This window comes from Microcoleus sp. D3_18_C2, from assembly GCF_036702395.1.
Classification (GTDB): Bacteria; Cyanobacteriota; Cyanobacteriia; order Cyanobacteriales; family Microcoleaceae; genus Microcoleus.
In genome coordinates this window covers 1-26,915 of record NZ_JAUBTG010000070.1, presented here as the reverse complement: position 1 = coordinate 26,915, position 26,915 = coordinate 1, and the positions used below count along the sequence as shown (strand labels likewise).

The 26,915-nt window shown below is 45.1% G+C and carries 26 protein-coding genes and 1 pseudogene; 13 read left to right on the top strand and 14 right to left on the bottom strand.

Features of this window, described 5'->3' with window-relative positions; genetic code table 11:
• Positions 1-278 precede the first annotated feature (278 nt).
• Positions 279-452 (top strand): hypothetical protein, encoded by a 174-nt coding sequence (locus QUA88_RS26250; protein WP_333058623.1) that lies wholly within the window; start codon positions 279-281, stop codon positions 450-452.
• Positions 453-486: 34 nt separating this feature from the next.
• Here QUA88_RS26250 and pqqE read toward each other — a convergent pair whose 3' ends face one another.
• The 9 genes from pqqE to QUA88_RS26205 form a co-directional block, all read right to left on the bottom strand.
• Positions 487-1,593, bottom strand: a complete 1,107-nt coding sequence (gene pqqE / locus QUA88_RS26245; RefSeq protein WP_333058622.1) for a pyrroloquinoline quinone biosynthesis protein PqqE — start codon at positions 1,591-1,593, stop codon at positions 487-489.
• The gene (pqqD, locus tag QUA88_RS26240) at positions 1,586-1,849 is read right to left on the bottom strand and encodes a pyrroloquinoline quinone biosynthesis peptide chaperone PqqD (protein ID WP_333058621.1); all 264 of its coding nucleotides are present in this window, start codon (positions 1,847-1,849) and stop codon (positions 1,586-1,588) included. The genes pqqE and pqqD overlap by 8 nt, the downstream gene beginning before the upstream one ends.
• 127 nt (positions 1,850-1,976) lie before the next feature.
• Positions 1,977-2,735, bottom strand: a complete 759-nt coding sequence (pqqC, locus tag QUA88_RS26235; RefSeq protein WP_333058619.1) for a pyrroloquinoline-quinone synthase PqqC — start codon at positions 2,733-2,735, stop codon at positions 1,977-1,979.
• A gap of 158 nt (positions 2,736-2,893) precedes the next feature.
• On the bottom strand, positions 2,894-3,796 hold the full coding sequence (gene pqqB, locus QUA88_RS26230; RefSeq protein ID WP_333212554.1) for a pyrroloquinoline quinone biosynthesis protein PqqB: 903 nt from the start codon (positions 3,794-3,796) through the stop codon (positions 2,894-2,896).
• Positions 3,797-3,861: 65 nt separating this feature from the next.
• Positions 3,862-5,091: a PQQ-dependent sugar dehydrogenase gene (locus QUA88_RS26225; protein WP_333058504.1), complete on the bottom strand. Its 1,230-nt coding sequence runs from the start codon at positions 5,089-5,091 to the stop codon at positions 3,862-3,864.
• A 15-nt stretch (positions 5,092-5,106) separates the two neighbouring features.
• Positions 5,107-5,271, bottom strand: coding sequence for a pyrroloquinoline quinone precursor peptide PqqA (gene pqqA / locus QUA88_RS26220; RefSeq protein ID WP_333058502.1), 165 nt, complete (start codon positions 5,269-5,271; stop codon positions 5,107-5,109).
• Between the two features lie 104 nt (positions 5,272-5,375).
• The gene (locus QUA88_RS26215; protein WP_333274622.1) at positions 5,376-6,671 is read right to left on the bottom strand and encodes a transposase; all 1,296 of its coding nucleotides are present in this window, start codon (positions 6,669-6,671) and stop codon (positions 5,376-5,378) included.
• A gap of 180 nt (positions 6,672-6,851) precedes the next feature.
• Positions 6,852-7,124 (bottom strand): IS66 family transposase, encoded by a 273-nt coding sequence (locus QUA88_RS26210; protein WP_333274619.1) that lies wholly within the window; start codon positions 7,122-7,124, stop codon positions 6,852-6,854.
• A gap of 96 nt (positions 7,125-7,220) precedes the next feature.
• On the bottom strand, positions 7,221-7,535 hold the full coding sequence (locus QUA88_RS26205; protein WP_333058496.1) for a hypothetical protein: 315 nt from the start codon (positions 7,533-7,535) through the stop codon (positions 7,221-7,223).
• A gap of 431 nt (positions 7,536-7,966) precedes the next feature.
• Here QUA88_RS26205 and QUA88_RS26200 point away from each other — a divergent pair, with 431 nt between their 5' ends.
• The 3 genes from QUA88_RS26200 to QUA88_RS26190 all read left to right on the top strand — a co-directional run bounded on the left by QUA88_RS26200 (position 7,967) and on the right by QUA88_RS26190 (position 10,534).
• Positions 7,967-8,734 carry a Rieske 2Fe-2S domain-containing protein gene (locus QUA88_RS26200; RefSeq protein ID WP_333058493.1) on the top strand — a complete coding sequence of 256 codons (768 nt, stop codon included), beginning with the start codon at positions 7,967-7,969 and terminating at the stop codon, positions 8,732-8,734.
• A gap of 65 nt (positions 8,735-8,799) precedes the next feature.
• The gene (locus QUA88_RS26195) at positions 8,800-9,063 is read left to right on the top strand and encodes a hypothetical protein (protein WP_333058491.1); all 264 of its coding nucleotides are present in this window, start codon (positions 8,800-8,802) and stop codon (positions 9,061-9,063) included.
• A gap of 34 nt (positions 9,064-9,097) precedes the next feature.
• On the top strand, positions 9,098-10,534 hold the full coding sequence (locus QUA88_RS26190; RefSeq protein ID WP_333058489.1) for an NCS2 family permease: 1,437 nt from the start codon (positions 9,098-9,100) through the stop codon (positions 10,532-10,534).
• 112 nt (positions 10,535-10,646) lie between these two features.
• On the opposite strand, the gene QUA88_RS26185 is transcribed toward QUA88_RS26190, so the two are convergent.
• Positions 10,647-12,461: a bifunctional 3'-5' exonuclease/DNA polymerase gene (locus tag QUA88_RS26185; RefSeq protein WP_333274614.1), complete on the bottom strand. Its 1,815-nt coding sequence runs from the start codon at positions 12,459-12,461 to the stop codon at positions 10,647-10,649.
• Between the two features lie 99 nt (positions 12,462-12,560).
• Between QUA88_RS26185 and QUA88_RS26180 the strand changes: the two genes are divergently transcribed.
• From QUA88_RS26180 to QUA88_RS26165, 4 genes are all read left to right on the top strand, one after another.
• A complete protein-coding gene (locus tag QUA88_RS26180; RefSeq protein WP_333058485.1) occupies positions 12,561-13,820 on the top strand; it encodes a transposase in 1,260 nt (419 codons plus the stop codon).
• 129 nt (positions 13,821-13,949) lie between these two features.
• Positions 13,950-14,621 (top strand): hypothetical protein, encoded by a 672-nt coding sequence (locus QUA88_RS26175; RefSeq protein WP_333058484.1) that lies wholly within the window; start codon positions 13,950-13,952, stop codon positions 14,619-14,621.
• A gap of 393 nt (positions 14,622-15,014) precedes the next feature.
• A complete protein-coding gene (locus tag QUA88_RS26170) occupies positions 15,015-15,269 on the top strand; it encodes a type II toxin-antitoxin system ParD family antitoxin (protein WP_333058483.1) in 255 nt (84 codons plus the stop codon).
• Positions 15,269-15,565: a type II toxin-antitoxin system RelE/ParE family toxin gene (locus tag QUA88_RS26165; protein WP_333058482.1), complete on the top strand. Its 297-nt coding sequence runs from the start codon at positions 15,269-15,271 to the stop codon at positions 15,563-15,565. Before QUA88_RS26170 ends, QUA88_RS26165 begins: the two co-directional genes overlap by 1 nt.
• A 339-nt stretch (positions 15,566-15,904) precedes the next feature.
• On the opposite strand, the pseudogene QUA88_RS26160 reads toward QUA88_RS26165, so the two are convergent.
• Positions 15,905-17,267, bottom strand: a pseudogene (locus tag QUA88_RS26160) (IS4 family transposase).
• Between the two features lie 253 nt (positions 17,268-17,520).
• On the opposite strand from QUA88_RS26160, the gene QUA88_RS26155 reads away from it, so the two are divergent.
• From QUA88_RS26155 to QUA88_RS26145, 3 genes are all read left to right on the top strand, one after another.
• Positions 17,521-17,742 carry a hypothetical protein gene (locus QUA88_RS26155; protein WP_333263986.1) on the top strand — a complete coding sequence of 74 codons (222 nt, stop codon included), beginning with the start codon at positions 17,521-17,523 and terminating at the stop codon, positions 17,740-17,742.
• A 321-nt stretch (positions 17,743-18,063) separates the two neighbouring features.
• The gene (locus QUA88_RS26150; RefSeq protein ID WP_333274609.1) at positions 18,064-20,151 is read left to right on the top strand and encodes a hypothetical protein; all 2,088 of its coding nucleotides are present in this window, start codon (positions 18,064-18,066) and stop codon (positions 20,149-20,151) included.
• Between the two features lie 374 nt (positions 20,152-20,525).
• A complete protein-coding gene (locus tag QUA88_RS26145; protein ID WP_333274606.1) occupies positions 20,526-21,164 on the top strand; it encodes a hypothetical protein in 639 nt (212 codons plus the stop codon).
• 3 nt (positions 21,165-21,167) lie between these two features.
• On the opposite strand, the gene QUA88_RS26140 is transcribed toward QUA88_RS26145, so the two are convergent.
• Complete coding sequence (locus tag QUA88_RS26140) at positions 21,168-22,235, bottom strand: DUF5895 domain-containing protein (RefSeq protein ID WP_333274603.1); 1,068 nt, start codon at positions 22,233-22,235, stop codon at positions 21,168-21,170.
• A gap of 82 nt (positions 22,236-22,317) precedes the next feature.
• Between QUA88_RS26140 and QUA88_RS26135 the strand changes: the two genes are divergently transcribed.
• Together QUA88_RS26135 and QUA88_RS26130 are read left to right on the top strand one after the other, a co-directional pair.
• Entirely contained in the window at positions 22,318-24,252 is a 1,935-nt protein-coding gene (locus QUA88_RS26135) for a type IV secretion system DNA-binding domain-containing protein (protein ID WP_333274601.1), read from the top strand.
• A complete protein-coding gene (locus QUA88_RS26130; RefSeq protein ID WP_333274598.1) occupies positions 24,249-25,412 on the top strand; it encodes a hybrid sensor histidine kinase/response regulator in 1,164 nt (387 codons plus the stop codon). The genes QUA88_RS26135 and QUA88_RS26130 overlap by 4 nt, the downstream gene beginning before the upstream one ends.
• Positions 25,413-25,694: 282 nt before the next feature.
• Here QUA88_RS26130 and QUA88_RS26125 read toward each other — a convergent pair whose 3' ends face one another.
• Entirely contained in the window at positions 25,695-26,372 is a 678-nt protein-coding gene (locus tag QUA88_RS26125; protein ID WP_333274595.1) for a response regulator transcription factor, read from the bottom strand.
• 273 nt (positions 26,373-26,645) lie between these two features.
• A complete protein-coding gene (locus QUA88_RS26120; RefSeq protein WP_333274592.1) occupies positions 26,646-26,852 on the bottom strand; it encodes a hypothetical protein in 207 nt (68 codons plus the stop codon).
• Positions 26,853-26,915: the final 63 nt, after the last annotated feature.

The window sequence follows — 26,915 nt, the reverse complement described above, 5'->3', positions numbered from 1 at the left end:
AATTAATAATTAAATGGGGTCGAAAAATTAAAAATAAGGGTAATGCTTGTATCACAGTTTAAATGTGCAACAGCTTATAGCTATCAATTCCCTTCAATCTCCTTCGACTTCCACAACCAACTGATAAACTCCCAAACTCGGATGTTCGCCAAGCAGCCGCCAACAATATCCCTCAATTGTATTAAAGTTAGCTATTTTTTCTTTAGTTCCTCTGCTTCTTTTTGCAGCATTGCTAGCTGAAATTCAAATCAATCCATGTTTGATTCGGAGATGGCTGATTGGCTACTATTCAGAAATTGCCGGTTGGGTTGGCACAATTTTTGAGAGATATGCGGTTGATTATTTTTGGATTGTTGATAGTTTTGGAGACAATCTTTTTTACGCAAAAGTTGGTGACGCCGGAATTGTTTAAGCGGTGGAAGAATGGCGATCGCCATTCTGTTTTAAATTAGATTAATAGAGGTTGCAATTCCAGATTGTCCCTTTTTAATTAAATCCTTTTGTTCCTGCCGATCGATCGCGGTAGACAAAATCTTCTTTGTGCACGGACAATCTATCTAACACCGATCGAATTTGAGAGTGTTGGGGTGAAAGATGGCAAACAGGATCGGTAGCCCGTGCATCTTGGGTTAACAGAAATGCTTGACAGCGACAACCACCCCAATCCAAGGTTTTACGATCGCAACTCTGACAAGGTTCCGGCATCCAATTCGTGCCGCGAAATCGATTCATTCCCGCAGACTCAAACCAAATCCAATCAAGCGCGCGATCGCGAATATTGCCAAACTCAATATCGGGAATTGCCATTGCCGCTTGGCACGGTAAACCGTCGCCATTGGGAGTAATAATTAACGTCCGATTCCCCCAACCGCCCATGCAAGGTTTGGGATATTGAGCGTAGTAATCTGGAATAACATAGAGAATTCCCATCGGAATTTTGCGCCTTTGTTGAGCTGCTTTCACCACTTGTTCCGCGCGGGCTAACTGTTCGCGAGTCGGCAATAAAGCATCCCGATTGTGCAGCGCCCAACCGTAGTATTGAGTGTTTGCTAATTCAACGCGATCGGCTTGCAACATCTCGGCCAGCGATAGCATTTCCTCAAGGCGATCCAGATTCTGACGGTGTAAAACAAAGTTCAATGTTAGCGGCAAACCTAACTCTTTTACCAGTTGAGACGCAGCGATTTTTTGGTCGAACGATCGCGTTCCGGCAATGCGATCGGACTGCGCCGCGAGGCTATCTTGAATGCTAATTTGAACGTGATCTAAACCCAGGTTTTTTAAATTTGCCGCCCGTTCTTTTGTGAGTAAAGTTCCGGCCGTAACTAATGTCGTGTAAAGTCCTAACTCGGCCGCGGTTTCCACCAATATTTCTAAGTCTTTGCGTAGCAAAGGTTCTCCACCAGTCAGCCCCAACTGCAAAATACCCAACTTTCGAGCTTGCCGGATTACTCGCAACCAATCCTCTGTCTGGAGTTCTTGCTGGTAAGAATTATCGCTCCAATTTATCGGATTCGAGCAGTAAGGACAGCGCAAAGGACAGCGATAGGTTAACTCTGCAACCAAGCTAAAAGGTAGCGCAATTTCATTCATTTAAAAAACCTCGCTGCGAAATTTGAGCGATTAGTTGGCGGACATCTGCTTCTACATTGGGGCTAGCAAACTGCGCGGATAACTCTGCAATAATTTCGTCGGTCGTATGGTGGCGATCGCACAGTTTTAAAATTGCCCAAGCCGTTTTATTCAGTTTGACTGCGCCTTCGGGAAACAAGAGAAAATGCTGTTGCCTGATCTCATCCCAAAACAGCCGCACTCCACAAGCAAGATAGGGATAACTGTTACCATTCATTAGTTTTCAAGATAGTTGACAGTTGATAGTTGACAGTTGATAGTTGATAGTTGACAGTTAGTAATTGTCCCAATCTCCCAATCCCCCAATCCCCCAATCTAAAATCTTCCCCTCTTCCCCTCTCCCCTCATGTTTCTGAGGGACGAGTGTCTCCTCGTTCGATCGCTTCAAGCTGGCTCCACAACAGATCGCATTTGAAAATTAATGCCCGAACAGCTTTCTGTTGCATCTCAACAGTCTGACAGTTTTGCACCACTAAATTCAGTGCGTAGCGAGCATCTTGAGGGGCTTGATGCAATCGCACTCGGAAATAATCAAATCCACTCGGATCGATCCATGAATAGTATTTTTCCAACGCAACCAATCGATCGCGAATTGCATCAGGTCCAAACAACTCTGTCAGCGAAGATGCGATCGCTTCAATCCAAGGTTTAGTCTTGCAGAAATTGACATAAGCATCGACAGCATATCGCACTCCGGGCAAAACATTTCCATCGTCCAACAGTCGATCGCGCGACAGTCCCACCGCTTCACCCAATCGCAACCATGCTTCAATTCCTCCTGCTTCCGCACCCCTAACGTCGCGATCGATATTCCGGCCGTCATGGTCGATAATGCGTTGAATCCACTCGCGCCGCACTTCTCGATCGGAACAATTCGATAAAATTGCAGCATCTTTAAGCGGAATATTGCGTTGATAATAAAAGCGATTAATTACCCAGCGCCGAACTTCTTCTGGAGTCAATTCTCCTGCATTCATGCGTTGGTGAAACGGGTGCAGGTGGTGGTAGCGGTGGTGTTGCTGGCGCAGCAAATTCTCGAATTCAATCGGTGACAATAATTCTTGCATGGTTCGAGCGGATCTAGTTTGTGATGAATTTATCATTGCATATTTTCAGGATTGCTATATCTCGCCTCCGCTCGCTCGACCTAATAAAAAAGGCTGGCATTACGGAAAATCATTTGTGAAGTTCTTACTCCCGATCGAGCGAGTTTGGGGAATTTTTGGGGTAAAAAATTTATGAATCATTTATGATTGCCCTATCACAAATCAAACATTAATCCATCACAACCAATTTCAACCTCTTGACTTTCAACTGCTTGTCGCTCAGGAGAATTTGGAATTAGAATTGGATTGGTATTGTTGATATGAACTAAAATTTTGCGCGACCCAGTTAGTCCTTCAAGCTGCCGCAAACTGCCTCGCTCTCCCGATAAAGGTAAATGTCCCATTTGCAGTGCCGATCGCGCTCCAACACTTAAGGCTGGAAGTTCGTCATCAGTCCAAAACGTGCCGTCGATCGCGATGCAATCGCTGGCATTTAAACGGCGCTGCATTGTCTCGTCGATCGCCGCCAATCCGGGTGCATAAGTTAGAGTTTTACCAGTGCTGATATCGCGAATTGTCAATCCTACGCCCCAAACTTCATCCGGCGATCGATCTTCGTTCTGCATATATTTCGGCGGTTTTGTCGAAAGTGCAAAAGCCTCGACTTCCAGATCCGATGCCAGCGAGATGGCAGCATCTAGAGGCGACCAATCGACACCGCAATAATTTTGCAGTGTCGAAAATAATGGATAGCCGGTTGTCAGGGCGAATTTGACTCGATCTGAACTGTAAATTTTTAAAGGATGCGATGATTCCCGCAACAACATCAACCCAGTCGTATGGTCGATTTCAGCATCCGTTAAAATGATGCCAGCAAAAGGCAGCGAGCGCCCGTTTTGCGGAGCAAAACAGTTGTGCGCTCTCATTAGTTCAATTTGCTGGCGCACGTCCGGCGAAGCATTAATTAAAAACCAATCCCCGCCGTTCGATCGAATTGCGATCGATGATTGAGTTAGCGCTGTTGCCCGGCCCGATCGACTCGCTTCACAGCCCCGACAATGACAGTTCCATTGGGGAAATCCCCCGCCCGCCGCTGCTCCCAAAATTCTCACGATCATCTATCAAAATCCGTTAAAAATAAGAATTCTGAATTCAGAATTCAGCAGCCAGAATCAAATCGACCTCAGTTATTAGTCGGTTCCAGCCGAATCAATTTACCGTTCGAGTCATCTGTGAGAACGTACAGCAACCCATCTGGACTTTGCCGCACATCCCGCACCCGCTGCCCGATGCTAATTTCTTCCTGGCGGAGGACATTTCCTGCTGCATCGAGCTCGATCCGCCGCACGTCTTGAGAAACTAAGCCCCCGGCAAACAGATTGCCCCTCCAAGCAGGAAAACGATCGCCAGTATAAAATGCCAGTCCAGAAGGAGCCACTGCCGGAGTCCAAACGACTTTTGGATCTACCATACCGGGGCGCGATCGCTCCTGTGAAATCTCGCCGCCTGCATACTCCTGACTGTGGGTGACGAGCGGCCATCCATAGTTTTTGCCCGCTTCAGCTAGATTCAATTCATCGCCGCCGCGCGCCCCGTGTTCCGTTACCCAAACTCGTTTTGTTCCCGGATCGAAGGCTATCCCTTGAATATTGCGGTGTCCGTAACTCCAAATAGCCGGATCTGCATTGGCATTTGTTGCGAAGGGATTATCGCGAGGAATTGAACCATCATCGTTTAACCGCACTATTTTGCCCAGACGGCTGCCTAAATTCTGTGCTTGCTTCCGAATCAGAGCGCCTTCTAGCTGCACCGGTGGATTTCCGCCATCTCCGATCGCGACTAACATGGTGCCATCCGGCAGCCACAGGATGCGCGATCCAAAATGTTGCGTACCCGACTTGACTTGAGACACCTCGAAGATGACGCGCAAATCCTGCAAAGCTTTGCCGTCAAATCTCGCTCTGGCAATGCGAGTCCGATTCGCATCGGCGGTGCCCGAGGCGTAAGTCAGATACACAAATCGATTTTCGGCAAATCGAGGGTGAATGGAAACATCCATCAATCCACCTTGGCCTGATGACATCACGGACGGCACGCCCGCGATCGGAGTTGGTTCCAACACCCCATTTTTCAGCAACCGCAGTCGCCCTGCTTTTTCCGAAATCAACATACTGCCATCGGGCAGCCATGCCATGCCCCAGGGGCGTTCTAACCCTTCCGCGACCGTTGCTTGCTTGAACCCCTGAGCCGTGCTGCTTGGAGATACTGCTTGAACGGGGGATGCTTCAGCAGTAGGGGCAGCAGTAGGGGCAACAGTAGCCGTATTTGGGGGAGCGACAGAGCAAGCTGCGATCGTGATTCCAGCACTTGCCAGCCCAATCCTCAGAATTGAGTGTTTTATCAACAAAAGCATGATAGTTATTTCCTGCTATTGCTGGTTGTAGATGTAGGCGGTGACTTCCAAACACAAATCGAATTCTTCGAGCTCTGGTTTTTCCCAATCTTCAGAAGTGCGGATCGGCTGCCGAGATTCAGGGCGATCGTCGCTAGCTGAATTTTGCTGTGAGGTTTGAGATTGGTTTTGCGTTGCCATGAAAATTCTCCTAAAACTTAAAGCTGTGTTCGGAGCGTGCTTGATGCTGTTGCAATTTCCATTTATAGCGCAAAATGTGACATCCTCCCACACCAAATCAAAGATTATGGTATGGGCTTCCCAACATCACTGTTGGAAGATTTCCTAGTTCTTCCCCTGCGGGATTTCGCCTCTGACGGCGACTGACTTTCATCAATCCCCGGCAGACCGACTGCATAGGCATTTTCTATTCCGCAAAGTCCTTGCGTACTAATGAGTTCTAAACCACGCAACCTAATAACTTCGGATGCTGCGTGATCTCTATCGGTTTGATATCCGCACTCACCACATTTATGAACTCGTTCGGAAAGCTCTTTTTTACCCGTATGTGTGTTGCACTTAGGGCAAGTTTGAGACGTTCCATCTGGATTGACGCGACAAAAATAGATTTGATGCTTCTTGGCGACCCACTCCAACAGATTGAGAAATTGACCAAAAGCAGCATCCAAGGTATGTTTTCTCAACATCCCCCTGGACATCGCTTTCAAGTTCAAGTTCTCAACAAAGACCATCCCAATACCTTCCTTGGTACACAGATGGTTAGCCAGTTTGAATTGCCAATCCTTCCGAACTCTAGCGATGTGGTTGTGGAATCTGGCAACCTTGATTCGAGCTTTCTCACGGTTCTTAGAACCCTTTTTCGTTCTGGCATACTTACGTTGCAGCAATTCCAGCTTGCGGTACAAGGATGTCAGGAATCGGGGTCTAGCAATAAACTCTTTATCCGAGGTTGTCAAAAACTTGGACAATCCCAAGTCGATACCCAGCCCATCTCCATGCGGTTGAGCGTCAGGTATCGACACATCAGACTCAATTGTTACTACAACTTCCCACCTATCAGCTTTCCTCAATATCCGTGCTTGCTTAACCACAAACCCCTCTGGGATAGGTCGATGCAAGTTGATAGGCATCTTCCCAAGTTTGGGCAAGCTTATCTGCCATCCCGTAATAGGATTGGTTTTGAATTGAGGAAAGAGCATGGACTTGATTTGTCCAAACTTCTTGAAGCGAGGAAAGCCAAACCCCCGCGACTGAAAATAATTCCAAGCATCATGCAATCTACGAATAGTAGTTTGCAGAACTTGAGAAGGGGCTTCGCCCAACAACGAGAACGTTTTCTTCGCTTTGGGAAGTTCGTTCTGTTGAACGTAATAGGTAGGGAATGGCTTGTCGGCTGGAACGATGTATTCTCTCTCCAGCGAACAATAATCTAAACTACATTTACGCGAATTGACCCAATCTTTGATTTCTCGCAAGGCGTAGTTATAAACCTTGCGAGAAATTTCCAACCAATGAAGCATCGTTTCTTCTTGGCTGGCGTCGGGATAAATTCGGTAGCAGTAGTTCATGATCAGAGTCATGCAATCAAGTCTAACACAGAATTGCAAATCTATAAATCTATACCTGCTACCGATTTTACGCCTGATTGACCGGATAAAATCGGTGTGGGGGTGTCCATGTATCCCAACACCAAATCAAAGATTATGGTGTGGGACTTATTGATCCCCTAGACCCCCTCGAATAGTTAAAAAGCGACCAGCCTATCGGAGGGATGAATCCGCGATCGATAACAGTCGATCCTTTGTCTTTCGCCAGGACTCAGGGGCGGTAAAAGCTTCATCTATTAATGACAGAAATATTTGAGGGACTGCTGCATTATTGTTGCCAGGAAGTCCCAGCACTTTCTTGAAATGCCGTCGTAAGTGAGCCAGACACTTCTGTTGGGCTGCAACTTTCCCAACATTATAAACGCTGAAATCATCTGAGCTTAAGGCTCCTGCAAGTTTTGTACCCAGCATGGTTTCTACTTCCACACGTCACAAAAGTATTTGCCGCATGAAACAAACAGAATCCTTCTCCACTAGCCGTCCATAGCCATTCTTTAAGCCCTGAGACAGATGTGGGGTGAGCTAATTTCGGTTCTGTGTACTCGTCCAAACCCTTTGCGGGTTCTCCCCGTCAAGACCTGGTTGTCCGCTTGGTTTCTTTTTTTGGTCTGCTTCTGGTTTAACTGTTGGTTTATCGGGTTTTTGGATCGGAGCCGTTGATGGGGGTTTGGATGAAGTCTGACTGGTGGTTCGACTTTTGCCCGCAGCAATAGCTAGTTTTTCTTGCAATTGTGCAATAATTTTTTGCAGATCCAGTACCATTTCCACTCTTTCAGCTTGGCTCAACCGCTCGATTTCGGTTTTTTTCTGCTCTCTGGTGGGTGCGGGCTTTTTCATTCTTTTATTTTACCAGATGCCGCCACTTAAGTCTTTTTGGACCTGAATCTTTACGTTAAAGCATTGGTTGTGTAGCCACATTCTCCCTCCTGCCTGATAACGCTATATTCAGCTTGGGGCAGCATGGCAATAGCGCCTTTTGATAACTTGCCAACGATATTTGCCGCTTGGTTACTAACAGTGATTACCCCTCTTCTGTCACTCTGGGAAAATAAAAGTGAGAGCCAAATTTTTAACTGTAGATAGAGCGGGGATTTGAGCGTTTATTTTCTAACAGAATGCCGACAATCAAAATTTTTGATAAAAGTCTTATGCTCTAAGCATCCCGGATTATTTTAGGCCGAAAGTGACAGAAGAGGGGTATGTAGTAAATCGTACAGAAGTAAGCTTTCTAATATCTTAAGCTTCAGCGGTATTTCGCATACAGGATTATGCACACTACACAAGAACGATCATGCAATTCTGCGTTTGTATGGCCTCGAAACTGCACCTTTAGTGAAACTGATTGGAAAGCCCTTGCGGCGTTTGGGTATCCGATCGCGTTCTCGCATGAAGTTACGCATCGACCGTTTGCCGCAAAGCTGCTCGATGAACGTCTCGTGCTGTTTCGACTTTCCGATAGCTGGATCGTTACAGCACGGGATTTGTGTTTGCATCGCGGTGTTCCTCTGAGTTTGGGACGGGTTGAGAACGATGAACTCCAATGCAAATATCACGGCGTCGGCTACGACAAAAGCGGTCAATGCACGCGTATTCCCGCTCAACTGGATGCCGCAATTCCCGCTCGGCTGAAATTGACGACCTACGCTGTCACCGAACGCTATGGTTTAGTGTGGGTAAGGCTCGTGGATAACGGAGGAGTGCATTTTCCATACTTTCAGGAATGGAACGATCCAGACTATATTCAGGTTCCATACTTTCAGGAATGGAACGATCCAGACTATATTCAGGTTCTGCCAGCCAGCGTAGCTCACGAAGCTGCCACAGGTCGTCAAGTCGAAGGCTTTCTGGATGTGAGTCATTTTGCGTTTGTTCAAACCGAATCCTTTGGCGAGCGCGGAAATCCAGAAGTGCCAGATTATCCCGTTGAGCGACTACCGCACGGGTTTCGCGCTGCGGGATGTCAGCACTGTGAGCAACTATCCGCACAATCTAAAGCATCTGAGTCCGCCTGGGTTTTAGTGGCGTCGATTGTTTGAAGTGTGGCTGCCGTTCACAGCGAAGTTAAGCGTTACCTTTGGGAACGGGCAGTTACACATCCTAAATGCTGCCTGTCCGGTTTCAGCCCGCAAAACTCGCTTGGGTAGTGCCGAGAAGCCGCAATTTTGACAAAGATGCACCGCTGCAAGACACGCTGGACTTTAACCATCAAGTGTTTGGCGAAGATAAGGACATTGTTGAAGAACAGTATCCCGAAGATTTACCTCGCGCGCTGCAAGATGAAGTCCACATTGCCGGGGATAAAAGCTCGATCGCCTATCCCAAAGAATTGGCGGCATTGGGTCTAGGACGATCGTTTACCGCCTAACTCCTATCTCAATTAAATGGAGCAGATCCAAACCATGAGCGCTGATTTAGAATTTCAAAAACCAATTCCACCAAAGCAATCCTACACAGGTTGGCAAGCAGCACTGGCAGAGTTCTTTCAGTTTGATTTCTACAGAACCAATTTCAGAACAGAGACGCTCGCGGGTATCACCACGTTCATGACGATGGGATACATCTTAGTCGTCAATCCGATTATTCTGTCAAACGCGATTTTTCTACAACAGCCTGGAGATTTGTTTTCGCAATTGGCTGTAGCAACCGCTGTGGCGTCAGCAGTTGGAACCTTCTGCATGGCAATTTTAGCAAACTACCCGTTCGGGCTCGCGCCTGGAATGGGAACGAATGCCTTTTTTGCTTTCTCAGTTGTAATCGGACTGAAAATCGATTGGCGGTTGGCGCTGTCATGCGTGTTTGTTCAGGGATTAATTTTTATCCTTCTGACGTTGATAGATGTACGTAAGTTATTGATCGCGGCAATTCCCAAGTCGCTCAAGCACGCAACCGCAGGTGGGATTGGCTTGTTTATTGCCTACATCGGGATGTCAGGAGATGTTGTTAATGGGGGGGCCGGATTGATTGTGGCAAATCCAGCCACAAAAACGGCGTTTGGCAGCTTAGCAGAACCGAACACGCTACTGGCTGTGGCGGGTTTAGCGATTACAGCCGGATTGGTGGTGCGGCGCGTCAAAGGTGCGTTACTATTTGGAATTTTGGGAACTGCTATTTGGGCTTGGCTGTTCAAGGTTTCACCCCCACCTCAAGGATTTTTTGCGCTGCCGGAACTGCCAAAAGACATTTTTGGTCAAGCATTTCTGGGCATTTCTAATCTGAACTCCGAGAATTTTATTGACTGGATTGCAGTGCTATTTGTGTTTCTGTTTGTTGATATTTTTGACACCATCGGGACGTTAACGGGTGTCGGAATGCGGGCTGGTTATATTGGACCTTCGGGCGAGCTGCCGCGTGCCAATAAAGCACTGATGGCAGATGCCATTGGCACCACAATCAGTCCGATATTCGGTACGTCGAGCGTGACGACTTATATTGAATCGGTCGCAGGCATTGCCGAAGGCGGTCGAACTGGATTTACCGCTTTAGTTGTGGCAGGATTATTTGCGCTGTCGGTGTTTTTCATTCCGGTGTTTAAAGCGATTCCGGCTTTTGCAACGACGCCGACGCTGGTGATTGTGGGCGCGATGATGTTGGCCGAGGTGAAAGAAATTCCCTGGGATGATATGTCGGAAGTGATTCCAGCGTTTCTGACGATTTTCCTGACTCCATTAACGTATTCTATCGCGGAAGGGTTGTCGATCGGATTTATTGCCTATCCGATTGTGAAAACCTGCCAAGGTAGAGTCAAGGAAGTGTCTGGGGGAACTTGGATCGTGGCGGGCATCTTCGTGATTCGGTTCATCTTTATGTCGCTGCGGTTTCATCATTCAGCAGCCTGAGCCGACTCAGGCGAGATCCAACTGCTAGGTTTGAATCACTTATATCAAGTTCTCACTCTCTGATATCTTGCAGCAATGTCAATCAGGGGATTTTTCGTGGGGTCGGACGGGTTTATCCTCCCCAACTTTCCATCACCTTAATTTCTACCTCGCAAGGAATCGGAGAGAGAAATTTATTCCCGGCTCTCACCATACATTTTTTAAGCATTGCTTTAACGTGGTTTACTTCTTCGATAGGACTCTCTATTAAAATTTCATCGTGAACCACACAAATCAGTTTACCACCAGTGCTGCTCAGAGGCAGAAAAAGTATAGCAAGAGCGAGTTTAGTAATGTCAGCACTCATCCCTTGAATTGGGTTATTTAGCATTTCATTAAGCAGCGGTTTAGTATCTTTTGACCATAATCTCCTTCTGCCTAAGACTGTGCGACTCTCTCGAATACCTCGGCTCCAGGCCTTCCGAACTTTGCTGTGAAATTGTTTGATACCTGTATAGGATTCAAAGAACTTCTTACGAAAGTGTGAAGCTTGTTGCAGCGTTAAAGTGACTCCATGCTCTGCTTGAGCCATATTCTTAAATTTCTGTGCTCCCATGCCATAAATTAAACCGAAGTTAATAATTTTACCGAGCTGTCTGTCTTCGAGAGTAATTTCCGATAAGGGTTTTGCCAGCACCAAAGAAGCGGTCAGAGAGTGCAAATCTTCCCCTTGAGAGTAGGCTTTCACCATCGTGCGCTCGCCCGAAACCTTCGCCATAATCCGCAGTTCAATCTGGCTGTAATCGGCTTTCAGCAGGACACAACCGGGTGCTACTTTAAAACACTGTCGGGTTTCCTTATCTCTGGGGATATTCGTTAAATTCGGTTCTCGACAACTAAACCGTCCTGATCTAGCACCAATCTGAAACCAATTGGGATGGATGCGCCCTGTAATAGGGTGAATGTGTTCTGGCAAACCCAGAGTAAAAGTGTCGATACGAGTAGATAAGCTGCGGTACTCTAACAGTGTTTGAATCACAGGATACTCGCCTTGCAAAGGAATTAAATGTTGAGAGTTAGTGGAAGTAACAGGAATGCCTTTCTGTTGCAAAGCCGCTAGAACTTGCTTGGGAGAGCGAGGATTAATTGTATCCGTAAATTCCGGCAGGAGAGAGATTTGTTGGTGAGGGTTAGGTCGATGGAGTTGCGAATTAATTTGTTTTAAAAGAGAGTCGCGTTGATGACAGAGCTTCACTCCCAAAACTCTCCACTGTTCTCTATCTAAAAGCATTCCGTTGAGTTCCATAGAAGCCACCGCAGGCAGACAGGCAAACTCTAGTAAAGCAGTTTTCCAAAGCTTAGAAGCTTTCAGTTTTTGTTGCAGAGCAGCAGCCAGCGGGAGTAAGATTGCAGCATCGGTAGCAGCATATTGCAGTTGAGCGAGTGTTAAGTTTCCCGACCAATCGCTAACTTGCTGCGTTTTGTCTAGCTTTACTTTCAACAAATTCTCAGTGACAGCCTCTAGGGACAAATGGCGTTTTAGTCCCGCCGTCAGCACTCGGTAAGCCAAATAGGTATCGAAAAAGGGTTTGGATGGTTCCAGTCCGGCAAAAGCGAGCATTTGCCATTCAAATTTGAGGTTGTGACCTACCTTCAGTGCAGGACTCGCTAAGAGCAAGCGTAATGGTTCGAGGGAACTCGGTTCAATGGCCCATAAATCTACAATGATTACTGGATGGTCAGGAATGGCAAGTTGTAACAATCTAATTTTGGCTTGGTAGGGGTCAAGCCCTGTTGTTTCGCAGTCTATACCGATGATTTTTGCTTGTTGGAATGGTTGAAGGGCTGTTTCAAGATTGAAAGCAGTATCGATCAATTGGTAAGGAGTTTTAAGTGTAACATTCAACTGAGCTATGTTAAGTTTATCGGAGGCCAAAAAAGTTGGCATAGCGGTTGATATTTTCTGTTTGTTTAGCGGATTAGGTTTCATAATTAGTTCCGTTCATAAAAATAGTGAAAGAATATCGATATATGTTAAAATAGTGGAATGTTAACCATGAATTACAGCTATCGAATCTATCCGAATATCAATCAAAAGCAAGCGCTGAAAGAGTGGATGGATATTTGTCGTGTTGCCTATAACTATGGGCTGCGGGAAATTAAGGACTGGTGCAATAGCCGGAAATGCCAGGTTGACAGATGCTCCATCAGTCATGAATACATCATGCCTGCTGAGTTAACCTTCCCTAACGAAGTAAAACAGCTTAATGCTCTGCCAAGTGCCAAAAAAGTATTTCCCCGATTGGGTGAAGTACCAAGCCAAGTGTTGCAGCAAGCGCTCAAGCAATTACACCGAGCATGGGAGGGATTTCAAAAAATTGGGCATGGCTTCCCTCGATTCAAGAAGTTTGGGCAATTCAAATCTTTGTTGTTTCCCCAGTTCAAGCAGAATCCTGTGACTGGAGTACATATTGCCTTACCAAAATTGGGGTTGATTCCAATTAACCTGCATCGCCCAATCCCACAGGGGTTTGTAGTAAAGCAAGTCCGAATAATTAATAAAGCGGATATTTGGTACGCTTCTATCAACATCCAATGTGATGTCAGTGTTCCCAATCCAATGCCACACGGTCATCCGATTGGAGTAGATGTTGGGCTTGAAAAGTTTTTAGCAACCAGTGACGGGGTGATCGTAAAACCGCCCAAGTTCTTGAAAGTTATGCTCCGCAAGCTGAAATTGCTGCAACGCAGACTTACTCGGAAAAAGAAGCAGTCTAAAAATTACGAGAAACAGCGCATTAAAGTTGCTAGAATTCACCACGCAATTGATAATACCCGTAAAGATTTTCACTTCAAACAAGCTCATGCCCTTTGCTGGGCAGGTGATATGGTCTTCATGGAAGACTTGGATTACCGAATTATTGCCAAAGGGATGTTCGGGAAACAGATGCTTGATGCTGGATTTGGACAGTTCCGAACTATCACCAAATACGTGTGTTGGAAGCGTGGCAAATTCTTTGGTGAAGTGAGCGCCAGGGGGACTTCTCAGGAGTGTCCTGAGTGTGGTGCGGAGGTGAGAAAGGATTTGAGTGTTAGAGTTCATTGTTGTCCTAGTTGTGGATACACAACAGATCGAGATGTGGCTAGCAGTCAAGTCATCAGAAATAGAGGAATAACTCTGATTAGTACCGATGGACAGTCGGGAATCCAAAGCGCCTATGCAGACGGTTTGCCAGGGGTTGAGATGTCTCAATCTAGGTCAAAGTCGAAACCCCGTAAGGGAATAACTAGGAAATCTAAGAAGTGATTCTTAGAAGCTCCGTCCTTGGCTGTCGGAGAGATGTCACAGAAAGTTGAAAGTGGGGTTGCTAGACTGCGGTCCAGATCCTGAAGAACCCGACAATCTTAATTACTTTGAAACATTAAGGACAGACAGATGAGTAACTCAATTCCCTCCCAGCCCCAATCCACAATAGATGATACAACCAGTTATCCGCACTTGATGGAACTGATAGAAGCAGAAGATGCAGCTAATGGAGAAGTTGGCTGCGGTCGGAATTTGGGTAATAAACCTTCAGTTTATCTGAAAACCTGCGGTATCAATATCTCTGATGAAAAGCTAAGAAATTTGTTAAGGGAGTATTTAGGTCATTTATTGATGGAGCTAGATTTTGACTCAATCATTAACCAGGTGAGTCGTTTCGTAGAGTCATTAGTCGTGCAGGAACACACTCAATTAGAGCAGACAAGACCGACATTAATGCTCTTAGAATCAGTTTGTGAGCAAATTCCTGCGAAAGAACTCAAACAATGTATTGAGTCAGACTTGGGGGAGTTTTGTTCGGAAACTGCGATCGAGCAAATTGTTCAGTATACTGGTCAAGTGATTCACTATTCAATTCTCCAACCTCGACATAAGTGGCCCAAACCTATTTGGGTACTAAGTGCTCTTGAGAAGGTGTATATTGCTCAGGCATCTAGTTTAGATGCAGCAATTGCCCAAGTTAAAGCACAATATTCCCACGAAACCGGAGAGCTGCAAGTAATAAAAGTCGGAGGTGTTCTCGCACCAAACCAAGTGATTTGCTTGGAGTTATTGAACAATTAAAAAATGCGGAATATTTCCGGTATTCTGAGTAACGCTGGAGTATGTCTTGTGCAGTTAGCAGTTTCATTGCATAATAGCCAAAAGTTTTCAGCGATGTGAGCGCGAGCGCGGTTGAAAAAATGAACTTGCTCAAAATGTTGGGTACGATCGCTCTCTCCAGGTCAACTGTAGGTAATCATTGTAGATTCGTAGGTAATCATTCTAGATTCGGATTAGTTGGAAACCCACTTGGAGCATGATTGGTTCATTTCGATTGATCGCGAGAGTGACTTTAATAATTTCTCAGCTCGCTTGTACACAAGAGCTAGTTTTTTATTACAATAATAACAACAACTGCTATTCCCTGTTATTAAACCCAAAATGGAATAGCCCAAATTACAGGAGGACTCAGGCATGAACGTGTCTTTGACACCGGAGTTAGAGCAGTATGTCCAAGAGAAAGTCTCAAGCGGACTATATTATTCTGCCAGCGAGGTGATCCGTGAAGGGTTGCGCCTGTTGAAAGAACGGGAACAATTCCAGCAAACTCGCTTGCAGGAATTGCGACAGGAGATTCAGCTAGGGCTAGACAGCGGTGAGGCAACTCCCTTGGATATGCCAGCAATCAAGGCAAAAGCGCGGCAGCGTCGGCGGAGGAAACCGCAGTAATGGCCACGATCGTTAAACGCCCGCGTGCTGAACTGGATTTGCTAGATATTTGGGACTACATCGCTGATGATAGTTTAGATCGGGCTGACGAGTTTTTAGATCGCGTTGAAGGAAAACTGCAAACCTTGGCACGTAATCCAGGATTGGGCAGAAGGCGTGAGGAACTGTTAGCTGGGTTGCACAGCTTTCCGATTGGGAACTATGTGGTGTTCTACCGGGAAATTGAAAATGGAATAGATGTAATTCGTGTTCTGCATGGTTCACGGGACATAGAAGACATTTTCAGTCGCGGCTAACTCCTTGTAATGCAAGTGCGTATTCAAGGCGTACTGCCTGCCAATAGAGAGAGTTTAATTGTGGAAGTGTTGCATAAATTTGAGTCAGAGATTGAATCAGGGGCATTAATTTTATTAGATGAAACGCGCTCTCGGGTTAGAATTCGGTTTCTTACACCGCGATTACTGACAAATCAGAGAATTTAGTGCGCGATCGCACTTTGTCACTTTCTTAAAAGACATTTTTCTCGACTTCGTAGAATAGCCCAGTGCTGAGAGCCGTTAGGCATTACTCACAAGTTAAGCTAAAAGCACTATTGTCAATGAGTAATTTTACTCATTTTTTACCTGTTGCTCCAATTAAAATATGACTCCATTTGTTCCTTTATTATTAAAAAAAAATTGTTCTGGACTTCTTTGAGTTCCAGGGAAAGGAGAAATAATGAGCCTGACATGAGGTTTTCGTCGTCGCTTAACAATCCCTAAATCTTGATTTTTATCGTCGGCAAAATACTTAACTAGGTCAGAAGCTATTCCTTTTTGATAGGCCACAGAAAAATGATACATCCCCCGATAAATCATTTCTAATGAAACACGTTCAATTGGCACTCCTAATTCATCTGCAACCGCATCTCCTAAATCTACTAAAATCGCATAAAATAGCCAAGTACCCCAGATTTGTAGCTTGATTCCGTTTAACGAACCTGTCCATAAATAGCTGAGATTTAGTAATCTTTTTACTAGGCAAAATGCCTCTTCAATTCGCCAGCGTCTTTGATATAAATCTGCTACTACATAGGGGGGTAATATTTCGGGTTCTTGGACACTTGTTAGATAAGAACGCCAGGATTTTTTCGAGCGAATTTGTACTAATCTTATAGTCAACGCTGGTGTTTTTTTTGTCCCTGCACCTATCCTAATTATCTGGTCTTTGACATCATAAGTATTGGTTAATACCCGCTCGACTTGATAAGATGCACCTTTCTTAATCCGAGTAATAAATCCAATTTCTTGCTCGATTAATTTTGACCAAAAAGCGAAGTGATAGAAGCCTCTATCTAATAACAGCAAGGTTTTTGGCTTAACTGTTTTTAGTAAGTCTTCCTCCCAATTAGTATCTGCTTGTTTCGGGTTTGTCCAAAACCAAATTTATAAAGGAAGATGAGTTACTAGGTCTATTATTACTCCCATTTTCCCGGATAATTGACCAATTGGAACATCTGATAAACTTTCGAGTTTACGAAATAATGCTTCTAAGGTTGAGCCGTCAGCTATCCAGATATTTTCAAAGTTTTTTAAGGCAAATTGTACACTATCTGGTAATGGTCTCGATTTTCTAGTCAACCATTCCCGACGAAAATGAGGCAGTAATTCTTTAAATACTTTTTCAAATAAAACTGCGGGAAAAGTTAAAAATCTTTGTGATAATGCTTGTTGACTAATTTCAGACGGCTCACACCATAAAAATCCTTCTCTATTTAATAATCTAGTTAATTCTGTTACTCCTGCTACATTTCGCCATAATAAACTGGCGGATTGCTGCCATCATTAATGGTAGTGTTAGAATTCTATCTCTTAAATTTAGTTGGCGATAAAAAGTTTTTTGGGCAGCCATTGCTGGAATTAATAAATCTTCCAGGTGATTCGCAATCGCTTCATTTTCTACTTGGGGACTATTTTTTTTCTTTGCATGATCTCGGTTGATTCGTTTTTTGCTATTCATAACTGGTTTAATTATGGCTCAACTGCTTGTCCGGTAAAGGTTTCATCCTATTTTACCTTTTTTTGTCTACCCCCTTGACAATTTGCACTTTTTCTTAACTTGTCACAAATGGCCGTTAGGTAACTTTCATAGAGCTGCCCCCTCCATGTGGAGGGGGTAATTTTTACTGAACAAAATCGCTCATAGGAATGAAGTTGCAGGAACTAGATGCGATTTAAATTGGAATTGTTCACCACATAAACTCATAAAAACCATGCATAATTCATCGATTGAACCTAATTCCGGCTATAACAACTCTGGTTACGAATCGACACCGGATTTGACTGTCGGTTACTCGTCATCTAAAGAAGTTCGTCAAGGTAATTTTGACAACGCTTACCAAGAAAATGTGTATGACTTGTCCAACCTAGCAGATACTCCTTGGACAGATTCAGCAGTCCGCCCGAATCCACAGCTTGAGCTGGAGCTTGATTAAAGAAAAAAGCGAAGATGGAGAAATGCAGTCCAGGACGCATCAACCTAAAAAACCCAGTTTCTCGTTCTCATGTTCAACCTAAAATGACGGAATTACATAGGAAGACCGGGTTTTTGGGTAATTCCTAAAATGGAGAGGGAGAGAGGTAGAGGAAGAGAGGGAGAGAGGGGAGAGGGGGAGAGGGAGATTTAGCTGATGGGTAATTTCTGCAATACTGCTCTATTTTTCGTAATGTTTTAAAAACCATTTAAAGTTTTTCCAAATTAGAAAGAATAGAGCAGTTTTTTTTGCCTAATTTTAGTTAACATCAAGAGGATTTCCATGAACAGTCCAAAGCAGTTAAAAAAATTAAGCCAGGTAGGCTCGGCTTTAATAGCTGCCAGTACACTCTGCCTAATTTTTGCTTTCATCTGCATTACTTTCTTAAGCTTTCCATTAATTGCTAGCGCCAGTCCCTTACCTACTAAAATTTGGGAAAAAGAACAATCTAGAGTTTTGCTGCCAGATTGGAGCCAGATTACCTTTAGTTCCCTACCCGCGGTTGCTAGTTCTGGAAGTTCTGGCGGTCGAAGCTGGCAAGCCGGCACTTCTGTTGACAACATCTTGAAGCTGGGGGACATTAACGATGTAAAACCTGAAATTCTTTCTTTGCAAGCAATTGAACAATTGGCACTAGGGGATATCAATTTAGAGAATATCAGCTTGTCCGCATTTCCCTTAGCTGGTAAGCAAACTGTCGGTCACTTGGCTGAAATTGTTCCGAATCTTAGCCAATTTCAATTGAGCGATGTTCCTCCAATTGCTTCTTTATCTTCTCAAATAGCCGGAGTGAACTCTAACATCAACCAATTACCAATTGGTCAAGCTGTAAAACAAGTACCGCAACTAGCGCAGGCAAAACTTAACCAAATTGACCTATCTGAGTTTGCGCTAGCCCAAATTCCCAATCTTAATAGCGTAAATTTAGAACAGTTCTCTGGCTGGTCAGAGGAACTCATCAGCAATATTCCACTCCTGAGTCAAGTCCCCCTTTCTAATTTTCCTGTTCCTATTGCGTCTATTGGCAGCACAATCATGCGAATTGACATGATTTACAGTCGGTACGAAAGCAAACGCTCTAATACAATTTCCGGTTCTGATGTAGAAGGATTTGCGGTAGCGTGCGAGAAAGATTGCGCTTATATCGAACTCGACGACATGGAAAACGCCGGTCGCCGCGCCACAGGGCCGCTAGAAGGCAAGCAGTGGATTAGCGGCAAATACCAGGAAGTGCGAGGTGGTTCTGGCTGTTTGACCGGTTGGGAACCGACGGGCCGGCATCCTTTTGGGGAAGTGTTTAAAGTAGTGGTAATGGAACCGTCAGAAACCAGCGATACTGTTGACACGGCTCTCTACTTCAGGTTTAGTTTGCCCTGTGGCAAATCGCCTTACATTATTGGCCCGGTTCCGTTTCTCAGTTACAGCGTTAATTCGCCTATGTTTGTCGGTCGATTGGAGGGCGGTTCTTCTAACAGTATTTCGCGTTCAAAAGGCGTCGCATCTGAAACAAAACCTTCAAAGCCACTGAGTTCAAATCAAACTAAAGAAAACCCTTTACCAACTCAGCCTCTACCTGAATCCAAGCGAGAGTGCGCGCGCCCCGCAACTTACGTAAACGGTGTGGATGTAGCTTCATTAGGGGAGGCGTTAGCGAAGCTTTCCGAAGGAATCGCCAATTTAGAAAATGCAGCCAGTGGCGATTACGAAGCTATTGGCGAGATGGTTTGTACCGAAGGATCTCGCAACTGCGGGCGGGCGATCGGTCGCTATCAGTTGATGAGTTACCGGGAAGACGTGCAGCGTGCTGTCAGCTCAATTCCAGGGGGGGCTAACTTTCTCCTGAACGTCAACAGAGGTCAAAAACCTACAAGAGAGGAACTCTTCCAATATTTTCCTCCTGCTGTTCAGGATAAAGTCTTGCAAAATTCTCTAGCTGAGAACTTAGTCAGCAGCCAACAGGAAATTGACCCTAAAACTGGGCAGGTCTTCAAGGGCGATCGCTTAATTGAGCGAGTAGCACAAAAACACTTTGGGGGTTCTGGCAGTAAAATTGATGCCAGCTATTCCAATATTTTAGGCGGCTACTCTCTCAAACAGTACGGGGAAAAAGTTCGAGAGCTTTATAACCACAATACCAGCGACAATTGCCAAGCTAATTCTGGTGACAGCAATGGCATCAGCAACTCGGTCGGCTCTGGCATTACTTTAAATGCTAGTTGGAGTATTAAGGTTGCGCTGTTCATTAGCTCTTTTTTGATGGGAATGTGGTTCTTAATTCGACTTTTTTACAAGCGAAAGCAGCAACTTTTTATGATTCTAATCGGTTTGGGACTAGCAATTAGTTTTGGCACGGCTGCACTCTCCCATTGAACCAGGGGAAAGAGGAGGTGGAAAAGCAAGTTATTAACAAGTCTAACAACCTTCTCTACAACCAGGACGTTTTTAATTGCTGAAACCATTAATTTTATGGCATTGATATCAAAATTGGTGGTATCGGAATGATTAAACCACAGAGGACACAGAGGACACAGAGAAAGAGAAGAGAGAGATAATAATTCCGATGTCAACTGATTAGATATGACTTCTAAGCTATTCAGGATATAAATTGTAGAGTCGTTTTGTATTCCCCGAAGGAAGTCATAAAATTTGACTGTAAGATTTAGACAGACAACAGCTTACTTCAGCAAAACAATCTCTCTTTTATTGTCCTTTTTTTCTTTTATTTTGTATGATGGGAGTAACAAATGGTTAAACAAAATAGAGTTAAACAACAAACAGCAGGCACGCAAAAGATTGTCAACCCCCCGGTTTGGTTAAATAAACTTGGTTACTGGTTTCGCATTGGTTTGACAGTTTTTACCGCCCTGTCGCTATTATTGGGGACAGTGGCTTGCACGAATTCTAGTTCAGCAACAACCGCACCAGCTTCTTGGCAACAAGCTTTGCGAGTCACTCCAAAAGAAACTTTAACCCTAATTGTAAAGGAACACAGCAGCCTTCCAGAACTCAAAGTAGCGGCTGGGCAAAGTGCAGCGGCGGAAGCAATTAAGAGAATGCGAGTGTGGCAAGTTAATGGCTCGGTAGGACGGCTGAACCTTTATGATTTCAATAATTCCACTCTGTGCGGCACAAAAGGCTGCCTTTATGTTGGCTACTTAATTCCTAATGATTCAAGTCAAATGCCAACAGAAGTATTTGCAGCTTATCTCGATCCCCATAAACCGCCGAAAACTCCTTTGTTTAAGGCTGACAGTTCCTCGCACGAGGGTTTGCCTTGTCTAGGAGTGAATCAGCTTTCCAAAGAAGGCCGCCGCCAGCTTCAATTTTGCTACGACGGCCTTACCTATCAACTTGCTGACAGCCAGCTTTTCAAAGAGGGTTAGTGTTTAGTAGTGGGCGGGTTCATCGAAGTCAAAATCTTCTTCTGGATCAACCTCAACTTCAACCTCAGCCACCTCGGAAAATTCATCTAACTCCTCTAATCCTGAGTCTGTTTCTCCTTCAACTTGTGCAATTTTGCGAGGGGGCGACAATTTACCTCGACCTTTGCGGTTAGTTACGCTTCCTGGCAACGCCTGGACTTCAGGTTCCGCACCAGCAGCAGCTATAGCTGGCAACCCGGCCTCGCTAGCGTCAATGAACCCAGCAATGCTATTGTGCAGTCCCCAAATCAATTTCTTTTGTGGTTTTTGACCGAGAAATAGCTTGTGAAAATTAGCCTCAGTTGGCTGAGTAATGCTGTGAGTTTTGCAGCAAAAGGATTTATTTTTGCCTTCCCCTTCTTTGAGAGCTCTAAACTCGACATTTAACACTCCCAAAGAGCGCCACTTGTCATTCTTACCGCTGTAATCTCTCCCAAAGCAATCAGCAAATGCCCGTTCCAAATTGCGGTAAAATTCTTCTCTAGCGCTCTTAAAGCTCCAGAGGGCTACATTCTTGAAGCGGACGACAATCGGTACCTGATGCAGGGGTTGGTTTTTGGGATTTAGAAAGATGAGAGTGTGTTCGGAACACACTTCCTGCGTCTTTTTATCGAGGGCATCGCGATATTCGTCGTAAAGCCCAATAAAACTACCTGCTAATTCTCCATTTTCTTCAATATCTTTGTAGCGGATGTACTCAGGCACAAAAGCTAATACCAACATTCTCGCTTTTGGGAGCAGTAAGCCTGTCACTTCTTCGCTTAGTTCGACCGTTGTCAATTCCTCAACATTAGGCATTACGTGCCATTCCGCTTTGACAAGCTGGTCGTTCGGGAGCAAAATACCTGCTGGGTTATCGTTAATCACGATTCCATAGGGCAAAGAGGGCTTGCGAGTTTGGTTGTAATCACTGTTGAATAGCTCCGGATCTATCTCGTAATAATCAGCACTCTTGTTCTTGTGCGTGTTGGACTTTCCACTAGAATTCTGTACTGTCTTACTGGGAGATTTCGCGTTATTGCTTCTTACCATTGTTTACCTATTTTTGTCATGGTCTCCCCCTTGAGGCGATAGCCGCTAGCTGAAACATTTAGTTTTTTAAGATGTAAAAAAAATGAACAATTTGCAATTTTTGCCTAAAATTAACAAAGCTACCTTAGTACCAATGGCAGTTCAACCTCCTAAACGTTCGTTAACTAGCATAGATTTTGGCGGGTTGTTGGGTCAGTTTATGAAGCCAGAGGGACTGGCAATGTTAGGGCTAATGGCAGGTTTACTTATTGCTTCCAAATTAGTTGGAAACGGGAAAGGTAAAATTACCTCCGGGCGGCTCTGCGGGACGGCTGAAAAATTGGCAGCCACAGGCTCTGCCCTCAAGCAAATGAAAGAAAAAAAACGGCAGCCCGTTACTTTGTGGAGCGGTACGCCGAGTTATTGGTTTAAAGGTTGTCAGGGATTGAGTGCTCGGTTGCAAACGCTATTAGGTGCAAATCCGACGGTTTGGTTTCCCCACGCAGAACGCGGAACTTTAGTCATTGGTGCTCCGGGTTCTGGCAAAACATTCAGCGTCATTGATCGGATGGTTGAAAGTGCATTCCAGCAAGGTTTTCCTGCCATTATTTACGACAAAAAAGGAGACCAGATGAAACTGCTTGCACCCCTTGCAGTGCGCTACGGCTACGATGTGCAAGTGTTTGCGCCAGGGGAAGCTTACAGCGGCACTATCAATCCTCTGGATTTTATGAGAGATGCACAAGATGCAGTAATGGCAGCAGAAATTGGACAAGTTATTGCTCGAAATGCTAGTCCGGGGGAGAGTAAAGGCAATGAGTTTTTTGAGAAAGCAGGCGAGTTGATGGCGAAGGGTTTAGTGCAGTTGGCAAAAAGCAGTCCTTACCCGGATTTAGCTTTTGTGTACGCAATTATTCAACTGCCAGATTTGGTCAAGCGCATCGACCACGCCGTTCATCGGCCCGACGGTCATCCCCTCAAAATGGACAGGTGGATTGCCTCTAGTTTTTCGCAGTTATTAAGTTCAAAAGATGCTGAAAAAACAGTGGCGGGCATTAAGGCAACCGCAGAGGCAACCTACTCCAGTTTCATTCAAAAAGATTTGTTGCGGGCATTTATTGGTCGCAGCACCATTCCCATTGCTTTAGAAGGCAAAAAGTGCATTATTTTCAAATTAGATGACCAAAGACGCACTGTAGTGGGGCCGCTGTTAGCTGCTGCTATTCACTTATGTGTGGTGTCTAATTTGAGTCGGGTACGTTCTGACCCATTTTTGTACTGCTTAGACGAGTTTCCGTCTCTCAAGTTCGACAGAATGGATCAGTGGGCTAACGAATATCGTTCTGCTGGCGGCGTGCCGATTGTTGGCATTCAATCGCTCAATCAACTCTATAATCTCTATGGGGATAAAAAAGGGGCTGCGATCGCCAGTGCTCTGTCAACTCACGTCCTCTTCAACCCCGGCGATTTTGAGACAGCCGAGAAATATTCTAAGCGTTACGGGGAAGTGGAAGTGCTGGTAAAAAATCGATCGACCGGCAGCTCGACGGGGCAGCAAACGAGCCGTTCTGTCAACTGGAGCGAACAGTTGCAAAAGAAACCGCTGATTAGTCCTGACGAAATTCTGAGGTTTCCTCAAGGCAAATGCGTCATCACTTCACCGGCCTACGCAACGGGGGCGGAAGCTTTATTTCCCTACCCTCTCAAGATTCCGGTGCGGCCCGGCGACATAAAGCGAGCTAAAGAGTCTGAACAACTGTGGGACAGCAGCATCAGACCGCAGCTTGAAAGGCGGGCGAAAGCTTTGTCAGTAGAGCAGCAGACGGGTAAACTGCTCAATATAGATGAAGAGCTGGATCAGCGGATTCGATTCGCTTACCAATTGCTGCCACATCCGAACGATCCAGAAGAACCCGTGACTGTGGCTGATGTTAAGTCGCCTGTTAATGCTGCTGGTGCGAACAGTGCGGCTGGGAAAATAGCGGTTGGCAATATTCGGAAAAAACTCAAAACTCTGTCCTTTGGTGGCGATAGATGATGGAGCAAACTAAACAATTTTTGGCTGACATTTTGATTGTTGACGATATTCCCGCTAACATTCAACTACTCTCTCAATTGCTAATTGAAAACGGTTACAAAGTCAGGAAGTTGATTAGTGGACAGCGAGCTTTAAAAGCAGTAGAGTTGCAAGCGCCAGACTTGATTTTGCTAGACATAAAAATGCCCGGTATGGATGGCTATGAAGTCTGCCGTCAACTTAAAGCATCTGAAGCTACTTGTGATATCCCTATAATTTTTATCAGCGCTTTAGATGACGTATTTGACAAAGTAAAAGGGTTTGAGGCGGGCGGTGCTGACTACATTATAAAACCTTTTGAGCCTGTTGAAGTGTTAGCGCGGGTATCTGCCCAACTTAAAATGCAGCGTTTACAGCAACAACTTCGCTGCGCTAACGTGCAATTGGCTACACAAAATGTTCAGCTAAGCCAGGAAATTCAAGAAAGACAGCAAGCAGAAGCCAATTTAAGAATGCTGTTGCACGCTGTTTCGCACGATTTGCGATCGCCTCTATCGGGAATGTCGCTGCTGCTGCGAAGTCGCCTCAATGATGCTGCCAGTAACATTGCTATTGATAGGCGGACTATGGAGGTTATGGTGCAAAGTTGTTCGCGCCAACTTCAGTTGATTGAGTCACTAACAGCAACACAACAGTTTGATGTGAAAAGTGCTTCTTTAGCCATGAAGCCGCTGTCGCTGCCCACTTTAGTCCAAAATATTCTTATTGAAAGATTACCAATTCTCAACCAGCATCGAGTCAAGGTTAAGCAGCTTTTTCCAGCCGATTTGCCTTTAGTCAATGCTGATGCCCAGCAGCTATGGCGGGTGTTTGGCAATCTGATCGACAATGCTGTTAAATACAATCAGTCTGGGTTTATTTTGACTGTAGAAGCTAAAAAGGAAGGTGAGATGGTTCGCTGTACGGTTGCAGACAATGGGGCAGGAATTTCTCTTCAGCAATGTGCAAGATTATTCGAGCCTTATACGAGGGGAGTTGGAGTTAGTTTAAGGCAAGGGTTGGGATTGGGACTTTACATTTGCAGGCAAATTGTTGAGGCTCACGGCGGAGAGATTGGCGTTGATAGCGAATTGGGAAAAGGAGCGAGGTTTTGGTTGACATTGCCAAAGTTTGAAGATTGACAAGATGTCATAATTTGCTACGCGATAGCTACGCCTCAAAAACCACTTTTTTTAGAACAATTAGAAGCTGCTGAACAGCGGCTACTGCAAGAAGGTTTGGAAAACAATTGCCTCACTCATCGGCTGACGAATTGAGAAAAAGGTTGGCACAGAGACGTGGATAAAACCTGTTATGCGGTCAATCAATTATAGGGGATTTTTTATTCTAGAGCGCAGAGGAAAAAAAGAGAGAGGTTCGCAATTGATGTACGGATTGCTATATTAGTTTCTTAATTCTAACGGTTAAACTAGCCCCAAGCGCAGTGCTTTAACGGCGGCGTGGGTGCGATCGCTCGCTTCAAATTTAGCTATAATCATCTCTACATGACCTTTGGCGGTGTGGACGCTCATTCCTAGTTGAGCAGCGATTTGTTTATTGCTTTTACCCTCAACTAGCTGCTGCAAAACCTGCATTTCCCGTTCTGTCAGCTTGATGTCGTCATTCGCATAGCTTTCGGGCAGTGGCGTTTTGAGATTTTGCAGCACGCAGTCGGCAATCTTGGGGTCTAGGTAACTGCCCCCTTCTTGCACAGTCGTAATCGCTGCTAGAAGTTGTTCTGCGTTAGTGCCTTTAACGCAGTAGCCGTGAGCGCCGCTTGACAAAGCCGCCATTACCTGAGTTGGATTGCTGTGGTGGGTGAGCATCAGGATGCGAGTATGCGGCAGTGCGGCTCTGATTTGCTGCGCGGCTGCAATACCGTCGATTCCGGGTAAGTCAATGTCCATCAGCACGATGTCTGGTTGGTGTTGCAGTGCGACACTGACGGCTTCGTTACCGTTAACAGCTTGGGCGACAACTGTTAAATGGGGTTGCTGATTGAAGATATGCTTTAGACCGAGCTGCATCATCGGATCATCTTCAACTATTAGGATGGTTTTTAGTTGACTTGTTTTTGGTTGGGTGGCGGTAGTTGCAGTCACGGCTAAGATTCCTACTACATTTTATCCATAGTCTATTGTTTTTCCTCATATTAAAGAGTGTCATCCTCCTATGGAGAGAAGAAAAGTATTGATTTTTGGGCAATTTCGTCGGAAGGTGGATGTCTCTCGATAGGAGGATGGTAATAAAGTCGATTCTCCCGAGTTTTAGGTGATCAGAAAAATTCTAGTGATGCGGCCCGAAAAGCCCGCGCGAGAGGCTCACACTACCGTTCCCACCACAAATCCAGAAGAGCTATACACAGTCGGAACAGATTAGATCGACACTTCGTTGACTTCATCCAAATTGATTTCATCCAAATTGACTTCATCCAAATTGATAGCTGTTGCTACTTCCTTCGGTTGAGGTGTTAGATGACCATTGAGCTTGATAACTGTTTGTTTTCTCTCTCGTTCAATGGTAGTCAAAAGCCAATTTTGAGTGTGTCGGTGTTGCTTGCTGTCCCAGCAGGGCGAACGCATCTAAATTTCATGTTAACATAATCTGGTATATTGGAGAAGAATTATTGAGTAACTACAAAACAT

Excerpts from the sequence above, each read along its gene's own strand:
- pqqA (WP_333058502.1), bottom strand. The coding sequence starts at position 5,271 with ATGGCAACGCAAAACCAATCTCAAACCTCACAGCAAAATTCAGCTAGC.
- QUA88_RS26120 (WP_333274592.1), bottom strand. The coding sequence starts at position 26,852 with ATGCGTTCGCCCTGCTGGGACAGCAAGCAACACCGACACACTCAAAAT.
- QUA88_RS26165 (WP_333058482.1), top strand. The coding sequence starts at position 15,269 with ATGGCCACGATCGTTAAACGCCCGCGTGCTGAACTGGATTTGCTAGAT.
- pqqB (WP_333212554.1), bottom strand. The coding sequence starts at position 3,796 with ATGATCGTGAGAATTTTGGGAGCAGCGGCGGGCGGGGGATTTCCCCAA.
- QUA88_RS26150 (WP_333274609.1), top strand. The coding sequence starts at position 18,064 with ATGAACAGTCCAAAGCAGTTAAAAAAATTAAGCCAGGTAGGCTCGGCT.
- pqqE (WP_333058622.1), bottom strand. The coding sequence starts at position 1,593 with ATGAATGAAATTGCGCTACCTTTTAGCTTGGTTGCAGAGTTAACCTAT.
- QUA88_RS26130 (WP_333274598.1), top strand. The coding sequence starts at position 24,249 with ATGATGGAGCAAACTAAACAATTTTTGGCTGACATTTTGATTGTTGAC.
- QUA88_RS26170 (WP_333058483.1), top strand. The coding sequence starts at position 15,015 with ATGAACGTGTCTTTGACACCGGAGTTAGAGCAGTATGTCCAAGAGAAA.
- QUA88_RS26145 (WP_333274606.1), top strand. The coding sequence starts at position 20,526 with ATGGTTAAACAAAATAGAGTTAAACAACAAACAGCAGGCACGCAAAAG.
- QUA88_RS26190 (WP_333058489.1), top strand. The coding sequence starts at position 9,098 with ATGAGCGCTGATTTAGAATTTCAAAAACCAATTCCACCAAAGCAATCC.
- pqqD (WP_333058621.1), bottom strand. The coding sequence starts at position 1,849 with ATGAATGGTAACAGTTATCCCTATCTTGCTTGTGGAGTGCGGCTGTTT.
- QUA88_RS26195 (WP_333058491.1), top strand. The coding sequence starts at position 8,800 with ATGCTGCCTGTCCGGTTTCAGCCCGCAAAACTCGCTTGGGTAGTGCCG.
- QUA88_RS26155 (WP_333263986.1), top strand. The coding sequence starts at position 17,521 with ATGCATAATTCATCGATTGAACCTAATTCCGGCTATAACAACTCTGGT.
- QUA88_RS26175 (WP_333058484.1), top strand. The coding sequence starts at position 13,950 with ATGAGTAACTCAATTCCCTCCCAGCCCCAATCCACAATAGATGATACA.
- QUA88_RS26205 (WP_333058496.1), bottom strand. The coding sequence starts at position 7,535 with ATGAAAAAGCCCGCACCCACCAGAGAGCAGAAAAAAACCGAAATCGAG.
- QUA88_RS26140 (WP_333274603.1), bottom strand. The coding sequence starts at position 22,235 with ATGGTAAGAAGCAATAACGCGAAATCTCCCAGTAAGACAGTACAGAAT.
- QUA88_RS26185 (WP_333274614.1), bottom strand. The coding sequence starts at position 12,461 with ATGCCAACTTTTTTGGCCTCCGATAAACTTAACATAGCTCAGTTGAAT.
- QUA88_RS26215 (WP_333274622.1), bottom strand. The coding sequence starts at position 6,671 with ATGACTCTGATCATGAACTACTGCTACCGAATTTATCCCGACGCCAGC.
- QUA88_RS26225 (WP_333058504.1), bottom strand. The coding sequence starts at position 5,091 with ATGCTTTTGTTGATAAAACACTCAATTCTGAGGATTGGGCTGGCAAGT.
- QUA88_RS26200 (WP_333058493.1), top strand. The coding sequence starts at position 7,967 with ATGCACACTACACAAGAACGATCATGCAATTCTGCGTTTGTATGGCCT.
- QUA88_RS26135 (WP_333274601.1), top strand. The coding sequence starts at position 22,318 with ATGAACAATTTGCAATTTTTGCCTAAAATTAACAAAGCTACCTTAGTA.
- QUA88_RS26180 (WP_333058485.1), top strand. The coding sequence starts at position 12,561 with ATGTTAACCATGAATTACAGCTATCGAATCTATCCGAATATCAATCAA.
- pqqC (WP_333058619.1), bottom strand. The coding sequence starts at position 2,735 with ATGATAAATTCATCACAAACTAGATCCGCTCGAACCATGCAAGAATTA.